Here is a 13,389-nt window from a genome sequence, read left to right as displayed (position 1 = left end):
GAAAAAATATGAAAAACACAGGTATTGTAAGAAAAGTCGACGAGCTAGGTCGTGTAGTAATCCCAGTAGAGTTACGCAGAACTTTGGGTATTGCTGAAGGCGCAACAATAGGCTTTCATGTCGAGGGGGAAAACATCATTTTAAGAAAAGAAGAAAAATCATGCTTTGTAACGGGCGAAGTGTCTGAATCCAACATCGAATTGTTAGGCGGCCGAATGGTTTTGAGTAAGGAAGGGGCTAGTGAGCTGTTGAACCTTCTTCAAAAGAATGTGATGGAACATGCCTAAACAACTAAATATTTTTGAAGTAGAGCCATCTATTTGCGAATTCGACGTGATGAAAGCAAATGTGAAGAAAGGAACTGGACGTACTACATATGCAGATGTACGTGTTCAAGTTCCAAAAAACGCAAAGTGTACGGATGAGTTACCACGCACAACTAAACAAGATGATCGTTATGACATCTTTGAACAATATGTGATAGCGATTTGGAGATTTCAAAGAGCTGTAGATAAGTTTTTTAATTGGGATACAGCTGAAGAATTGTGTAAGGCAGCAAGGGATAAAAAAGAAATAATTCCGGTACGGGTTTACTTAGGAAGTGGATTTAAACCTGATGTTGTCGAGTACATGCGATAGTAAAAGACCTGCGGTAGTATGTCAACGGAAAAACAACAGAAATCAAAGTTATCAAAGGACATTTTGTTGAAAAAAGACATTACGAAACTAGACCAGTAATGTATGTAATTTACTGGAAAATATTTGAAAGGTAGCGATGACAGGTTTTATGTCACACTTTCACGCACCTTTCTGGCGTAAAGAGTTGGTGATTGCGTAGTAGCGCATCCACCAATCGCACAAATTTTCTTGCGGTTAGAACGAGTGCACGTTTGTGTTGATGCTTTGGTACTTCATTATATTTTTTTACGTAATATTCTTGGTAATCAGATACATACTTTCTTACAGAGTTGGCGGCTTCAACTAGGTAATAACGTAAGTAGTGATTTCCATTACGAGATAATGAAGTGTTTTCTGCAATGAAACGACCAGATTGATGTTTGCGCCAATATAATCCGGCATATTTTGCAATCTTAGTTTCATCATCAAATCTTTCGATTTGACCAATTTCAGCGATAATACCAGCAGCGAATACGGGACCCACTCCAGGAATGGATTCAAGTGTTTGAGGTAATCCAGCCATGATTTGCTTAATGGACTTTTCTATTTCCTTAATTTGTTGTTGATAGGTACGAATGACCGCAATTGATGTTCCGAGAAGGACATCGATTGAATCTTCCACTACCTTATCTAAACGATAGGAAGAGCGAACAGCCTTTTGAATGGTTGACGCAACACATTTTGGATCACCGAACCGATTCTTTCCTTTTGCTTGTAGGAACTCAGCGAGTTCGTTTAAAGGCATGTCAGCTAATTCCTCTAGACTAAGTTTTTCAAGGAATAGCTCCATCATGGCGTTGCCGAATATAGAAGAATCCACCTCTTGTGAGAACGTATTACACTTATAACTTAGGTGTTGTAGAAAATGTTGCTTTTCCTTTGTCAACATTCTAACGAGCTGATAACGAGATCTTGTCAATTGTTGTAGTGCTACGTACTGGCTTTCTTTTACGATAGACATTTGATTTCGTCCGAACCGTAAATAGTCAGCGATGACGAAGGCATCAATCTCATCTGTTTTATCCATGTCAGAATAGCTTTTCTTGAAGTTCGTAATTTGTTTTGGATTCATTAGAAATACTTTTGCTCCAAAACTTTGTAACTCTTTATCATAATGAAGAAACATAGATGGATGAAAACTATAAACAGATGTAGATTCTAAACCGATTTTAAAAATTTCTACTTTTTGATTGGCTATACGCTGTAATAATCGCTCTTTTAGCGCTATGGCACCTGGTAAATCATTATTGACTGAAAAGGAGTCTAGCTTTTCTCCGTCACCATTTAGAATACAAGTTTTTATATCAAACGAACTTACATCTAATCCAACAAATAATCTCATGTAAGAGACCTCCTTTCGATTTAGAATCATTGCTTGGACGTCTCGAGATATCTCTAGTGTGCACGCCGATCAACAACCTCGTGTATGAGAGCTAGTCCTGAATCGAAAGCCGCCCTAGAGCTACTAACATCTAAGTTCGAGGGTCAGGCTGCTCAGCCTGCGAGTAGGAAGTCCCGCACGTTCACTGAGAAACACTCTTTTTATGTGGTAAATCCACAGGAGAAGAAAGAATTGTCCCAAATGATCCTAAGACCATTATCTAGAAATATCTTGAGACGTCCAAGGATTATTTATAAGTCTCATAGTAGGAAGAAAACCTAAGTTTGAATTACAGCTTAAATATAATATACGAGGGAGAGGGACATATGAAAAAAATAGAAATTGATGTTAGCAGCAACAAACTTTTAATAGTGAAGGACGGAAATGTTACAGCAGTCAATCCACCAATGAGCGGATTCGGTGAGCAAGTTGCAGTTTGGGTAAACGGTAAAGTTGATCGTGTGGATACTAAGTTTACTGAAAAGATAAAATAATCATTTTTAGAAAGTAGGTTCGCTTATGAGTGTAGCAAGAAATCATGAAGTGATGAAGGAATCACGTTTAAAAATATACATCGCTTTAGAAGAAGCTAACTTCATTTGGGATGAAAGAGATGTAGTACGTTTTCGTGAAATGTGGAGTCAAGGTATGAGCTTACCGAAGATGGCCAAAGCGTTAAGGAGACACCAAGCGGAAGTTGCGCTTCTTGTAATAGATCAAGCGGATAAGTATTTAATTGAAAATCGTCCGATAGGATTAGGGATTTGCTAAATAGGAAGGGGAAATCAAAATGAAAGCAATGAAAAACAGCGTTATGGAAGTAACTAAATTAATCAGTAAATCAAAGGAAGGACAAGCCTTTATGAGCAACAATCAAATTTGTGAATTAGATCAATATCAAGAAGCGGCATTACGTACATGGAATACAAATCAGGATTTTGGTGGACGTGTTTTAAATGCAGCATTAGGGCTTTCGGGAGAATCTGGTGAGGTTGCTGATATTGTAAAAAAAGCTATTTTTCATGGTCATGGATTTGATCCAGCTCATTGTCCAGGAGAAGAAGAAGGGAATACGCATAAAATCGCTTTAGAGCTGGGAGATATCTTGTACTACATTTCGATCATGTCTCACGAAATGGGATATACCTTAGAAGATATCGCTCAAATGAATATCGAAAAATTAGCTAAAAGATATCCAGATGGTTTTAGTAGAGAAGCAAGTCAAGCACGTATAGATTTGAAGTGAAGTTTGTAATGAAAAGAGCCATGAGTTGTGAAGGCTCATGGCTCATTGTATAAGGGTAAAGTCGTAATGACTTTATAAATAAATAATATCATGATTATTCAAAAAAATGCAATAAAAGTAAATTAAATGGTATAAAATTTGAATTTTGTACAAAAACGGAGGGGAATAGAATGGTGAGAAGTTTAGATTGGGGCGGATTGAAAAGTAATTGGGAAGCTTTTAAAGAGTTCGTTCAAAGAGAAGGAAAAGGCACTAGCATATTAACGGAGTACTATTTTGTATTCAGAGAAGACGACTGCGGTGATGAAGCGTACATTTTTACAACGCATTCTGACTTAGATGATTGGCTATCGGAAATGTTTTGGCAATGGGAGCGTTATGATACTAGAAATGTTGAAGAATCGATGGATGATGTGTTTGTTTGGAAGTTAATTTCTGAAAGTGATTTTAAGCGTTTAGACACGCTATATAAGGGAGCAAGAAAAACATCGATTGAAATCAATGGAGAAAGATACTATAGAAAGTTAATAAAAGTATCTGTAGAGCCGACAGTTGTTGTTTCAACTAATTTTTATTAAAAGCGTTATTTGAGAGAAAAGGAGATGAATACATTGGCCCAACACTGTTTAAATTGTGGGAATAAGTTAGAGACGGTTAATTATGTTGAAACTTGCACTAAATATATTTGTTCTACGTGTAATGTACACTGGTTTCAATCTAGAAGAGTAGTTGTAGAGTGGACTAAACAAAAGATTAAAGCAGACAATACAAAATAGTTATTTGAATTAGTTTTATTAATAAAAAGAGCACACTTGTATATGTGCTCTCAATAAGGTAGATGAATGTCTCATGAAACAGAAAAATCCCAAAAGTTGTAATCAGATTTTCATGAGTAAATTTTTAATATTGTATTCCTTATGTGAATTTATGGAGCCTGTCATTAAAGAAACGATACGAGTTGGAGTTTTAACCCAAACGATATTTCATAATAAGCGAAAAGGAGCACACATATAAGCATGCTCTTTAATAAGAAAGGTAGATCTCTATGAGCGCAGAGACTACATACAATATCCATATGTTTGTTTCTTTTAAATGTGAAGAAAAAATCAACAAAAGGTCAATGTAAACTCAATAAAAATTCAACAAAAACGCTATTTTATTAGAAAAGGATGTGCGGTTTGAAATCTGAAGAAATTAAACAGCTTATTACTGATTTAGAACGTAGAAAATCAGGTTTAAAACGGATCCAAAATGGCTTTTCGAGAATTCATAGTGAAGAATATCGTGACGGTGTGAATAATCAAATAGGAATTTTGGACCAGGTACTTATGAAGTTGAATTGGATTATGAGGAAAGAAAGTAATTAATATAAAAACTTCATTTTAATAGAAAAGGGGAATGGAAAATGAATAAAGTTGAATTTAATCAAAATAGTTTTGGTCAGCAATTAATAATAACTGGTTTAGCGAGATTAGTTGAAGAAGAGGGACTAACACCACATGAATCATTTGAAATTTTAAGGCTAATTCAAAACAATACATTCCATGCGTTAGCTGATTTACATAAAGAATATAAATCTAAAAACTAAACAAAAATTTCATTTTGTTGAAAAAGTTCATAAGAAAAAGCACCTTCGAACAGTGCTCTTTCCCGAAGTGAATTTATGCTTTTGAAGAAATACGGCATTCTCAAAATAATATATGCACTTTTGTAATGAAAGTTGTTTGTACAAAAAAGAGCAGCTAGCAAAAGCTAACTGCTCTCCAGAAAAGCATTAAGAAGGAAGTTCAGAACTCAAGTGTATTTATAGTATGGACAAGGTCTATGGATTTATTCAAGGGGGAAATAGATATGTGTACTTATTGGGAAAGCGCAGTTAAAGAATTCTTTAAGAGGCAAGAGCAGGAAAGAAATAAAAGAGCAACTAGCAAAAGCTAATTGCTCCATTCATGGGGTCTCCTACATATATGTGTAGGCTGATTATAGTATTTGTAAAATCTAAATTTTTATTCAGGAATAAATAAAAGAGCAGCTAGCAAAAGCTAACTGCTCCAATCAGGGATGTAATTCTAGATATATATATATTATTGACGGGATGTTGAGTTTTATGCAGGGGGTAGAAAGAAATGAAATATCATGAGTTATTTAATACATTAAAACCGAAGCAAGTAGCAAAAAGAGAATTTCAAGAAGAGTTTTCATGTAACGATAGAATCATAGCTATTTTCTTCGATGGGGAACATTATGGTTATTTAACAGACGAGTTAGATATTGAATATGGCGTTATTGTATGCAATAGCATGGTACATGATTCTGAATGGGAATTAACCGAAGAATACAACGAACATTTAGAATGTGTTTTTGAATAAAATAATCCTTTGAAAATAAAAAGAAAAAAGCAACTTGTATTGGGGACAAGTCACTTTTTTCGAATGGCAATGTTACATTTATTATAACAGGACAGATGTAGCAGCTAAACGAATAAAAAACACAAACTTTAGACAAAATTCGAGATTACAAATGAATACAGTCCGGCTAGAAAACTAGAGGACGCCAATTCACTAAAACAGCAAGTATAACTGTTTTAGGAATAGGTGTCCTTTTTATTTTGAAAAGGGAGATGGGGAAATGAAGGTGTTAAGAGATCAGCTACGCGAGTGGAAAAAGCAAACAAAACAAACTAAGAAGAAAAATAAGAAAAAACAAATAGAGAAATTAAGTACTCGTGACATTGAAGAATTAATGGGAATTCGCGGACCACGTTATGAACGAAGACGTGGAGCATTAAGACAAAAATAATAACAATGGAGGAATTTAATATGAATAAACAATTAACATTTAAAATGCCTGTTTTAGATGAAGAAGAGACAAAAAATGAAGTTGAAAAAGTATTTGAGGAGTATCGTATGTATTTATCTCAAATGCCAAGTGACATTTTACCTAAAGTAACCGCATCGTATTCAATTGTTCCTCCATCTGTAACGAATGAGTTTAATAGTTCTACTGAAAACATAGCAATTGAAAGAATACAATATGAGATGGCTAGAGATAAATTTATGAATTGGGTTCATAGAGCTGTTAACAGGCTGCCAAAAAGAGAAAGACAAATAATTCATATGTATTATATGGAGGAAGAAAAGGGTTACGATCCAGACATAATGGATGAAGTGAAGTTAGGTAGAACCACGTATTATAAAGTGAAAGGCAAAGCTTTATTACGTTTAGCTTTTAGTTTGCGAAAAGAAGTATTTAAACAAAAGGCGCAAAATGAAGAGGTAGAAGTAGTATGAACATTGTACAACCGATTCGCGATAAAGAAATAATACAAGAGATAAAAGAGTTTTATAAGAAACAGAATGAGAGGAACTACATTTTGTTTCTTCTTGGTATTAATACAGGGTTCAGAATATCGGATATATTACGTTTACGTGTTCGTGATGTAGAGGGATGGAATATTGTAATCCGTGAAAAGAAAACGAAGAAAATTAAAGACGTGAAGATGCCTTCAGAATTGAAGAGAGCTATCAGAAATTATACAGAAGGAAAGCCGAAGAACGAATATTTGATTAAGAGCAGGAATGGAAAGAATAAACCGATTACTCGTGCTATGGCTTATGTAATATTAAATCAAGCAGCAGAAGAGTTTGGGTTAGAACGTATAGGAACTCATTCACTCAGAAAAACATATGGGTATCATCATTACAAACAATTTAAGGATGTAGTTGCTTTGCAAAAGATGTTAAATCATACAGATCAGAAAGAAACATTGAGATACATTGGAATGGAGCAAGATACATTAAATGATTATCAAAGGAAGTTTAGAATCTAGCTCCTTTATTTTTTTAACACTTATTGAATTAGCTTTAAACTGAAAGTGTCAAATTCATTTTTATAAAATGCGAAAGAGATTGGTATATCTAAGGTTAAACGGAATAGGTGAATTTAACACAATCCAGGTTATAGCTAATTCATTTTCTAAGATTAAAGAACATATTTATTCAAAACTATGCGGAAAGAGGCTGAAAAACGATGTGAAAAAATACATAAATCAAAAACGCGAACTATTCGTGAACTATCTGCGGACTATTTGCGAACGATTTGCGGACACGTTTTGGTTTTTAACATGATATATTTGTATTGTGAGAAGTGGCGGAAAACACAACTCACTATGTTGTTTCTAAATTTCTAAACGGCTTCATAATGACGGCACATAAAATCCGAAACCAGCAGATGGTACTGATTGAATGTCACCGTTAATAAGGAGAGCTTTTGCTCTTCTTCCAGTTACCTAATAATGTTCGCGCAGATGTGTGTAGCAACATTAGGTAATTGGAAAAAGAATAAAACTTCACGTACCACAATCTAAATATAAATTAATAATTGAGAGAAAAGCATCCATTTGGGTGCTTTTTATTTTGGAGGGGGATGAAATATGGATGAACAGGAATTAACACAGAAAAAGAAAGGTAGTATTTATCTTAGACCGAGATATCCTCATAAGATTGATGCGAGTAAAATCAAATCGTTAGAAGACGTAATTAAGATTTTGGGATTGATGGATATTCGTTTAGATGATAAAGCAGTTCAAGGACTGGAACATTTGATTATGGAGGAGGATAAGTGATGAAATTTAAAACAATGATTGAATGTATGGATGAAAATTGCAAAACGGTTATTCTTGCAAAGCATACCGATGGATTAAGTTGTGTTAGATGTGGAGGCCCAACAAGACCAATGAAATTTGCGCCACTAGAAAAGCAGGAAGAGAAATTAGGAACGATAGAACAAACAATTATCAATAATAAAAAGAAAGAGATTTATAAAGAACTTGAACAGCTTTCTTATTTAATAAGAAACAAGACGCATGACATTAAGTTGATGGCAGGAATGTTCCTTTGTGATGGTCAGAGTATGGTAGAAGATTTTCTGATTGATGTTATAACAACAAATAAACTTCCTTCGGATATTGTTTTGTCGAAGGAAACGGAACAGTATCTATTAACAAAAGGCATTGAAGAGTTACTGAAGAAACCTCAAGAAGTAGATGCGGAAAAGTTAGCTAAAGGAATTCATGAAACGATGCTTGAGAGAGTGAATGTAAATGCAAATAGACTTTAATAAACTGGAAAAAACAATAATCATCGGCATAATCCTTCGCGCTCTTCGTAGTAAAAAGAAGATAAAACAGTATGTTGGATTAGAGCGATTGCCAGATGTAATCAAAGTGTTAGACGAATTACAAGAGAGCGCGACATTTGAAGAGAAAGAAGAAGCTATAGCAAGTGTAATCAATAAGTTGTTGGATGATCTGTTAGGGAAAGATAAGGGGTGAGGATAGATGTGTTATGTTTCTAGATGCTGTTTAGCTTGTGACTATCAAATTAAAACATATCAAGCACGAGAAGATGAATATCAAGAAGTAACTGTTTGCCCGAAATGTAACGGTGCTTTTGTAGATGTGTTTAAGTTAGGAAAGTACCTGAAACTTAGTGGAAGAACGAAATGTAATGGTAAGCCATTAACAGAGAATCAAATAGACATGCTGCAATTCATGATCAATAACTATTACAAGAAGAACATGAACATCTGCTCGTGTGATGTTGAACGAGTGCTTATACAGAAAGATAAGGGGTGAGTAAGTGAAGGATTTATTAGGAATATGGATTGCTCAAGTTAGGTGGGCTAAGAGATATTATAAAAATGGATTGCTCTCATACTTTCTACATAAATTCGGCATCATTAAAAGTCCAACACTTTCTTTAATTGTAGTTTATACATTCAAAGAAGATATATTTTTTTGGAGGAAGTTAAAGAAGAGGTGAAGAGATGAAAGGTGTAATTGTTTGTAGTGTAACATTAAGAGAAGTATTTGAGGTAATCCATGAGGCTTTTACTATTATGAGTGAACAGGCCAAAGAATTTAATGATCTAATCAAAGAAGCTTTAGTGTATGAAGAAGAACTGGAATATAAAGAACGTATTAGTTTTCCTTATACTGTTGTGGTAAAGGTTCTGAAGTCTCAAGTGTTAGATCGTAAGCCTAGATGCATAAGAGCAAGGACGGTGTGTTAACGATGGACTATATTAAGCTCATAAGAGAAGGTAAGCTTATGAAGTTCTATAAGTCTAAAGAATGGAGAGCACTAAGACTCAAGGCTTTACAGCGTGATAATCATGAGTGTCAGATGTGTAAGTCGAAAGGTAAATACAAACCTGCTGAGAATGTGCATCATCTTAAAGAAGTGAAGACACATCCACATTTAGCAATGGATTTAGATAACCTACAATGCTTATGTATTCGATGTCACAATGAAGTGCATGATCGATTAGATAAGGTTGATAAGAAGGTACCTAAGTTCATGAATGAGGAACGGTGGTAGCTATGATTATTGTTGATGGTAGTTGGACATTTGATACTGACATGATGATTCAATACGCTGAGAAGGACGAGCGTACGTCATATGAACGCGATATGCTTAATCAGTTCCGAAAGTATTCTTACTGGCGTTACTGCCAAATAAGAGACTGTGTGAACTCAAGAAAGTGTAAACGACTTAAACTTACTGTTGTTAGAGAAAGATTACAAGAAGAAGAGAATTTAATATTTACGACAGACATCCTAAAGATTTCTAGCGAAGAAGTCTTTTTTATTTTGGATTTTATTGAAGCTTACTTTGAATTGGTTTCTTAAACACCCCCCGGTCAAAAAGTTTGGCTTTTAGTAGGAGGACCGATCAACGGGGGGAGGTGGTGAGAAAATATATTTTTTATTTTTTTAAGTAAAGGGGGGGTATAGTTGCGAAAACTCTCTAAAAAGATGCAAGTTAAACAAGATTTATTACAACAATTGGAAAATGAAGAAATGGACAGTGCGGTGTACATTGATTTGGTCGATAAATACATGGCATTGTGGGATGCATCAAAAGCATTGGAAAGAGAATGGAAGAAAGAACGTATGGTTACATGGGATAACGGTGGAGGGCAAAAAGGAATTAAACCTAATCCAGCCGGAAAGGAATACCGGGAAACTATTCGTAGTATGACAGAGTTAATTAAAAAGATGAATTTGCAAAATCCAAATACAGGTGATGACGATGACGAATTATAAGTATCACCCCTATATTGATAACTATATAAATATGGTCGAAAGCGGCCGGGTGAAGTCATCGAAAGAAGTCAAACTATTAATGGGACTTCTAAAGAAGAAACTCAGCCAAAACAACATCGTTATCAATCATGATGAAATTACAAAAGCAAAAGAATTTATTGAAAGGTATTTTCCGTTTGAATTATTACCACATCAAGATTTTATTTTGGCTTGCTGTGTAGGTTTGTTTTATGATGACGGAACGCTTGTGTTTAATGAGTTTTTAATTTTGATGGGCCGTGGTGCTGGGAAAAATGGATTCATTGCAGCGCTTGCTTTCTACTTAGTTAGCAAACAAGGGATTCGAGGATATAACGTTGATATTGTAGCTACTTCAAAAGAGCAAGCTTTAACGTCGTTTATGGATGTTCATGATGTATTAGAAGAGTACAAAAAGAGAATGAAGAAATTCTTTAAATGGACGTTAGAAAAAATAGTATACAAGAAAACAAAATCGAAAATTAAATATTATACGAACAACGCTAAGACAAAAGATGGTTTACGTCCTGGGGTTGTTATTTTTGATGAAATTCATGCCTACGAAAGTTATGACAACATCAAAGTATTTACATCAGCATTAGGGAAGGTACAACATCCACGCCGTTTTTATTTAACTACAGATGGAGATGTGCGTGGCGGTGTACTCGATGATTTTAAAGATGTGGCTAGGCAAGTATTGAATGAGGAACTCCCTAATTCACGCATGTTTCCGTTTCTCTGTAAATTAGATGATGAAAGTGAAGTGGATGATTTTGAAATGTGGGAGAAGGCAAACCCTTCATTACCTTATTTTCCTCATTTGAAGCAAGAGATGGAAACAGAATATGAGAACATGCAAACGAGACCTTCCGCACGGATTGAATTCATGACAAAACGTATGAATTTACCACAAGAAGAAACGATGTTCTCTGTAGCAAGTTGGGAGCAAATAAAAGCTACTGATCAAGAGTTTCCATTGGAGGAATTAAAAGGACAGACTTGTGTAGGTGGTATTGATTTCTCGGATATTAATGATTTTGTTGGTGTAGGTTTGTTATTTAAATATAAAGGGAAAAGGTACTGGAAACATCATACTTTTATTAATCGTCAAGCATTAAAGAATAAAAACTTTAAAATTGATATTCAAGTAGCGATAGATGAAGGGCTTGTAACGATTATCGATGATGTCATTAATAAACCAGAGCATATTCTAGGATGGTTTATTAAACAAGCGAAAATATACAATATAAAATCAATCGCTTCAGACTTATATAGGATTAATTATATTAAACAAATCTTTGAAGAAGCAGGTTTTCATCTTGAGATAGCTCGTAGTGGAAAGGTAACACATACCAAGCTACAACCTGTAGTGGAAGAAATGTTTGCAACGGAGAGCATTGTATACGGTGCAGATCGTATGATGCGTTGGTACACCAATAATGTGTATGTAGATAAAGATTCAAAAGGAAATATTAGTTATGAAAAAATCGAACCTTATTTACGTAAAACGGATGGATTTATGGCGTTAATACATGCCCTAACTCTAGATGGAATGTTAAAAGAAGGAATCCCTATTACAAAAGAGACAATTAAGAAAATGTTTAGAGTATTCGGTGGTTAAAAGGAGGTGTGAAATGGGGGTAATTGATTGGTTTAAAGGGTTTTTGAGTGGTAAAAATTTTAGAACTGTAGATGGTTGTGATTATGAATTAAAAGTAGATTATTTTTATAAGAAGTTAGCAGTGGAAAGTTGTATTGATTTGATTGCAAATGCACTTACAATGTGTGAAATACAAACGTTTGATAAGGGAAAAGAAATTCGTGGAGAAAATTACTATCTACTAAATGTTCAACCGAATCAAAATCAAAATGCTTCTGAATTTATGCATAGTCTTGTGCATCATTTAATCGATGATAATGAGTGTTTGGTTATTATGTCAAATGACCAATTGTATATTGCTGATGAATTTACGGTAGATCATTATGCATTTAAAGAAAATGAATACAAGAATGTTGTTATTGGTGATTTAAGTTTGAGGCGAGAATATAAAGAGTCTGAGGTTTTATATTTTAAATTAAATGATGAAAACATTATGCAAGTAATCGATGGAATGTATGAAAGTTTAGGGAAACTATTAATATCGTCCATTAATTATTACAAACGAAAGAACAGTAAGCGGTTCTTACTAAAGGGGAACTTTTTTAGAGCACAAGATGACGAAACACAAAAACAAGTAGATGAGTTATTTGATAATCAACTTAAAAATTGGTTAGATCCAAATAAAGAAACATCTACATTTCAATTACAAGATGGTTATAGTCTTGAGGATTTTAGCGATGGTCAGAAAGGTACCTCAAGTAACGGAACGAGTAGGGATATAGCAGCCTTAATTAATGATATTTTCAATTATGTTGCCATAGCCTTCCATGTTCCTGTAGGTATTTTGAAGGGTGACGTTTCAGATATTGAAAAACAAATGGATTCTTTTTTAGCCTTTTGTATTAATCCCATTGCGAAACTAATCCAAGATGAATTTAATCGTAAGATGTACAAGAAAAAGGATTTCTTGAAACGGTCCTATTTAAAGATTGATACAAACGAAAATTAAAGTTGTTGATATTACCAAACTAGCGACAGCATTAGATAAGCCTCCTTTGCAATAGGTGGCTTATCTATCAATGATATCTTAACTATTCTAGGTAGAGAGCCAATTGAAGAAGAAATGGGCAAATAAACGCTTTGTTACAAAGAACTATCAAGAAGCTGATTCTTTGGAGGGAGGTGAAAAGAATGAGACGTTATAAAAATGAACAGTATAATCATCTACGAATGTCCAACATGCATTTAAAGCAGAAGCAAAAAGCTGATTCGTTGGACATAACGATTTATGGTGATATTGGCGAATCATGGTGGAGTGATTCTACATCAGCAGTTGATGTTGAGAAAACATTAAAAAG

The 13,389-nt window shown here is 34.4% G+C and carries 22 protein-coding genes and 1 pseudogene; 22 read left to right on the top strand and 1 reads right to left on the bottom strand.

Annotation, left to right across the window (positions count from 1 at the left end; translation table 11 throughout):
* Nucleotides 1-8 precede the first annotated feature (8 nt).
* Nucleotides 9-287 carry an AbrB/MazE/SpoVT family DNA-binding domain-containing protein gene (locus QCI79_RS00115; RefSeq protein WP_021729714.1) on the top strand — a complete coding sequence of 93 codons (279 nt, stop codon included), beginning with the start codon at nucleotides 9-11 and terminating at the stop codon, nucleotides 285-287.
* On the top strand, nucleotides 280-639 hold the full coding sequence (locus QCI79_RS00110) for a hypothetical protein (protein ID WP_048549471.1): 360 nt from the start codon (nucleotides 280-282) through the stop codon (nucleotides 637-639). The genes QCI79_RS00115 and QCI79_RS00110 overlap by 8 nt, the downstream gene beginning before the upstream one ends.
* 151 nt (nucleotides 640-790) lie before the next feature.
* Here the strand turns inward: QCI79_RS00110 and QCI79_RS00105 are convergent, their stop codons facing one another.
* On the bottom strand, nucleotides 791-2,020 hold the full coding sequence (locus tag QCI79_RS00105; RefSeq protein WP_021728073.1) for an IS110 family RNA-guided transposase: 1,230 nt from the start codon (nucleotides 2,018-2,020) through the stop codon (nucleotides 791-793).
* 365 nt (nucleotides 2,021-2,385) lie between these two features.
* On the opposite strand from QCI79_RS00105, the gene QCI79_RS00100 reads away from it, so the two are divergent.
* The 20 genes and pseudogenes from QCI79_RS00100 to QCI79_RS00005 all read left to right on the top strand — a co-directional run bounded on the left by QCI79_RS00100 (nucleotide 2,386) and on the right by QCI79_RS00005 (nucleotide 13,236).
* The gene (locus QCI79_RS00100) at nucleotides 2,386-2,553 is read left to right on the top strand and encodes a DUF3954 domain-containing protein (protein WP_000717826.1); all 168 of its coding nucleotides are present in this window, start codon (nucleotides 2,386-2,388) and stop codon (nucleotides 2,551-2,553) included.
* A gap of 25 nt (nucleotides 2,554-2,578) precedes the next feature.
* Complete coding sequence (locus tag QCI79_RS00095; protein WP_042991632.1) at nucleotides 2,579-2,830, top strand: hypothetical protein; 252 nt, start codon at nucleotides 2,579-2,581, stop codon at nucleotides 2,828-2,830.
* A 19-nt stretch (nucleotides 2,831-2,849) separates the two neighbouring features.
* On the top strand, nucleotides 2,850-3,305 hold the full coding sequence (locus QCI79_RS00090) for a nucleoside triphosphate pyrophosphohydrolase family protein (RefSeq protein WP_021728086.1): 456 nt from the start codon (nucleotides 2,850-2,852) through the stop codon (nucleotides 3,303-3,305).
* Between the two features lie 170 nt (nucleotides 3,306-3,475).
* Nucleotides 3,476-3,883 (top strand): hypothetical protein, encoded by a 408-nt coding sequence (locus QCI79_RS00085; RefSeq protein ID WP_016090376.1) that lies wholly within the window; start codon nucleotides 3,476-3,478, stop codon nucleotides 3,881-3,883.
* 591 nt (nucleotides 3,884-4,474) lie between these two features.
* Nucleotides 4,475-4,672, top strand: a complete 198-nt coding sequence (locus QCI79_RS00080; protein ID WP_021727602.1) for a hypothetical protein — start codon at nucleotides 4,475-4,477, stop codon at nucleotides 4,670-4,672.
* Between the two features lie 38 nt (nucleotides 4,673-4,710).
* Nucleotides 4,711-4,893 carry a hypothetical protein gene (locus QCI79_RS00075; RefSeq protein WP_021727601.1) on the top strand — a complete coding sequence of 61 codons (183 nt, stop codon included), beginning with the start codon at nucleotides 4,711-4,713 and terminating at the stop codon, nucleotides 4,891-4,893.
* A 538-nt stretch (nucleotides 4,894-5,431) separates the two neighbouring features.
* Nucleotides 5,432-5,674, top strand: coding sequence for a hypothetical protein (locus QCI79_RS00070; protein ID WP_021727600.1), 243 nt, complete (start codon nucleotides 5,432-5,434; stop codon nucleotides 5,672-5,674).
* A gap of 259 nt (nucleotides 5,675-5,933) precedes the next feature.
* Nucleotides 5,934-6,104, top strand: coding sequence for a hypothetical protein (locus QCI79_RS00065; RefSeq protein ID WP_021727599.1), 171 nt, complete (start codon nucleotides 5,934-5,936; stop codon nucleotides 6,102-6,104).
* Between the two features lie 20 nt (nucleotides 6,105-6,124).
* Nucleotides 6,125-6,595, top strand: a complete 471-nt coding sequence (locus tag QCI79_RS00060; RefSeq protein WP_021727598.1) for an ArpU family phage packaging/lysis transcriptional regulator — start codon at nucleotides 6,125-6,127, stop codon at nucleotides 6,593-6,595.
* Complete coding sequence (locus tag QCI79_RS00055) at nucleotides 6,592-7,134, top strand: tyrosine-type recombinase/integrase (RefSeq protein WP_021727597.1); 543 nt, start codon at nucleotides 6,592-6,594, stop codon at nucleotides 7,132-7,134. Before QCI79_RS00060 ends, QCI79_RS00055 begins: the two co-directional genes overlap by 4 nt.
* Nucleotides 7,135-7,737: 603 nt before the next feature.
* The gene (locus QCI79_RS00050) at nucleotides 7,738-7,929 is read left to right on the top strand and encodes a hypothetical protein (protein ID WP_021727596.1); all 192 of its coding nucleotides are present in this window, start codon (nucleotides 7,738-7,740) and stop codon (nucleotides 7,927-7,929) included.
* The gene (locus QCI79_RS00045; RefSeq protein WP_021727595.1) at nucleotides 7,929-8,423 is read left to right on the top strand and encodes a hypothetical protein; all 495 of its coding nucleotides are present in this window, start codon (nucleotides 7,929-7,931) and stop codon (nucleotides 8,421-8,423) included. Before QCI79_RS00050 ends, QCI79_RS00045 begins: the two co-directional genes overlap by 1 nt.
* Nucleotides 8,407-8,637 carry a hypothetical protein gene (locus tag QCI79_RS00040; RefSeq protein ID WP_021727594.1) on the top strand — a complete coding sequence of 77 codons (231 nt, stop codon included), beginning with the start codon at nucleotides 8,407-8,409 and terminating at the stop codon, nucleotides 8,635-8,637. Before QCI79_RS00045 ends, QCI79_RS00040 begins: the two co-directional genes overlap by 17 nt.
* A 6-nt stretch (nucleotides 8,638-8,643) precedes the next feature.
* Nucleotides 8,644-8,940 carry a hypothetical protein gene (locus tag QCI79_RS00035; protein WP_021727593.1) on the top strand — a complete coding sequence of 99 codons (297 nt, stop codon included), beginning with the start codon at nucleotides 8,644-8,646 and terminating at the stop codon, nucleotides 8,938-8,940.
* 191 nt (nucleotides 8,941-9,131) lie between these two features.
* Nucleotides 9,132-9,377 carry a hypothetical protein gene (locus tag QCI79_RS00030; RefSeq protein ID WP_021727591.1) on the top strand — a complete coding sequence of 82 codons (246 nt, stop codon included), beginning with the start codon at nucleotides 9,132-9,134 and terminating at the stop codon, nucleotides 9,375-9,377.
* Between the two features lie 38 nt (nucleotides 9,378-9,415).
* Nucleotides 9,416-9,685 (top strand): HNH endonuclease, encoded by a 270-nt coding sequence (locus QCI79_RS00025; RefSeq protein WP_228220125.1) that lies wholly within the window; start codon nucleotides 9,416-9,418, stop codon nucleotides 9,683-9,685.
* 2 nt (nucleotides 9,686-9,687) lie between these two features.
* Nucleotides 9,688-9,996 (top strand): hypothetical protein, encoded by a 309-nt coding sequence (locus QCI79_RS00020; RefSeq protein ID WP_021727589.1) that lies wholly within the window; start codon nucleotides 9,688-9,690, stop codon nucleotides 9,994-9,996.
* 105 nt (nucleotides 9,997-10,101) lie between these two features.
* Nucleotides 10,102-10,413: a hypothetical protein gene (locus tag QCI79_RS00015; protein WP_021727588.1), complete on the top strand. Its 312-nt coding sequence runs from the start codon at nucleotides 10,102-10,104 to the stop codon at nucleotides 10,411-10,413.
* Entirely contained in the window at nucleotides 10,400-12,052 is a 1,653-nt protein-coding gene (locus QCI79_RS00010; protein ID WP_021727587.1) for a terminase TerL endonuclease subunit, read from the top strand. Before QCI79_RS00015 ends, QCI79_RS00010 begins: the two co-directional genes overlap by 14 nt.
* A gap of 13 nt (nucleotides 12,053-12,065) precedes the next feature.
* Nucleotides 12,066-13,236, top strand: a pseudogene (locus QCI79_RS00005) (phage portal protein).
* The last annotated feature ends 153 nt before the right edge of the window (nucleotides 13,237-13,389 follow it).

Origin of the sequence: Bacillus cereus group sp. MG1 (assembly GCF_040460035.1) — a bacterium.
Classification (GTDB): Bacteria; Bacillota; Bacilli; order Bacillales; family Bacillaceae_G; genus Bacillus_A; species Bacillus_A cereus.
This window is presented reverse-complemented; position numbering and strand designations above follow the sequence as displayed.

Bases quoted from the DNA above. Each gene is read 5' to 3' on its own strand.
- QCI79_RS00115 (WP_021729714.1), top strand. From the start codon at position 9: ATGAAAAACACAGGTATTGTAAGAAAAGTCGACGAGCTAGGTCGTGTA.
- QCI79_RS00110 (WP_048549471.1), top strand. From the start codon at position 280: ATGCCTAAACAACTAAATATTTTTGAAGTAGAGCCATCTATTTGCGAA.
- QCI79_RS00105 (WP_021728073.1), bottom strand. From the start codon at position 2,020: ATGAGATTATTTGTTGGATTAGATGTAAGTTCGTTTGATATAAAAACT.
- QCI79_RS00100 (WP_000717826.1), top strand. From the start codon at position 2,386: ATGAAAAAAATAGAAATTGATGTTAGCAGCAACAAACTTTTAATAGTG.
- QCI79_RS00095 (WP_042991632.1), top strand. From the start codon at position 2,579: ATGAGTGTAGCAAGAAATCATGAAGTGATGAAGGAATCACGTTTAAAA.
- QCI79_RS00090 (WP_021728086.1), top strand. From the start codon at position 2,850: ATGAAAGCAATGAAAAACAGCGTTATGGAAGTAACTAAATTAATCAGT.
- QCI79_RS00085 (WP_016090376.1), top strand. From the start codon at position 3,476: ATGGTGAGAAGTTTAGATTGGGGCGGATTGAAAAGTAATTGGGAAGCT.
- QCI79_RS00080 (WP_021727602.1), top strand. From the start codon at position 4,475: ATGTGCGGTTTGAAATCTGAAGAAATTAAACAGCTTATTACTGATTTA.
- QCI79_RS00075 (WP_021727601.1), top strand. From the start codon at position 4,711: ATGAATAAAGTTGAATTTAATCAAAATAGTTTTGGTCAGCAATTAATA.
- QCI79_RS00070 (WP_021727600.1), top strand. From the start codon at position 5,432: ATGAAATATCATGAGTTATTTAATACATTAAAACCGAAGCAAGTAGCA.
- QCI79_RS00065 (WP_021727599.1), top strand. From the start codon at position 5,934: ATGAAGGTGTTAAGAGATCAGCTACGCGAGTGGAAAAAGCAAACAAAA.
- QCI79_RS00060 (WP_021727598.1), top strand. From the start codon at position 6,125: ATGAATAAACAATTAACATTTAAAATGCCTGTTTTAGATGAAGAAGAG.
- QCI79_RS00055 (WP_021727597.1), top strand. From the start codon at position 6,592: ATGAACATTGTACAACCGATTCGCGATAAAGAAATAATACAAGAGATA.
- QCI79_RS00050 (WP_021727596.1), top strand. From the start codon at position 7,738: ATGGATGAACAGGAATTAACACAGAAAAAGAAAGGTAGTATTTATCTT.
- QCI79_RS00045 (WP_021727595.1), top strand. From the start codon at position 7,929: ATGAAATTTAAAACAATGATTGAATGTATGGATGAAAATTGCAAAACG.
- QCI79_RS00040 (WP_021727594.1), top strand. From the start codon at position 8,407: ATGCAAATAGACTTTAATAAACTGGAAAAAACAATAATCATCGGCATA.
- QCI79_RS00035 (WP_021727593.1), top strand. From the start codon at position 8,644: ATGTGTTATGTTTCTAGATGCTGTTTAGCTTGTGACTATCAAATTAAA.
- QCI79_RS00030 (WP_021727591.1), top strand. From the start codon at position 9,132: ATGAAAGGTGTAATTGTTTGTAGTGTAACATTAAGAGAAGTATTTGAG.
- QCI79_RS00025 (WP_228220125.1), top strand. From the start codon at position 9,416: ATGAAGTTCTATAAGTCTAAAGAATGGAGAGCACTAAGACTCAAGGCT.
- QCI79_RS00020 (WP_021727589.1), top strand. From the start codon at position 9,688: ATGATTATTGTTGATGGTAGTTGGACATTTGATACTGACATGATGATT.
- QCI79_RS00010 (WP_021727587.1), top strand. From the start codon at position 10,400: ATGACGAATTATAAGTATCACCCCTATATTGATAACTATATAAATATG.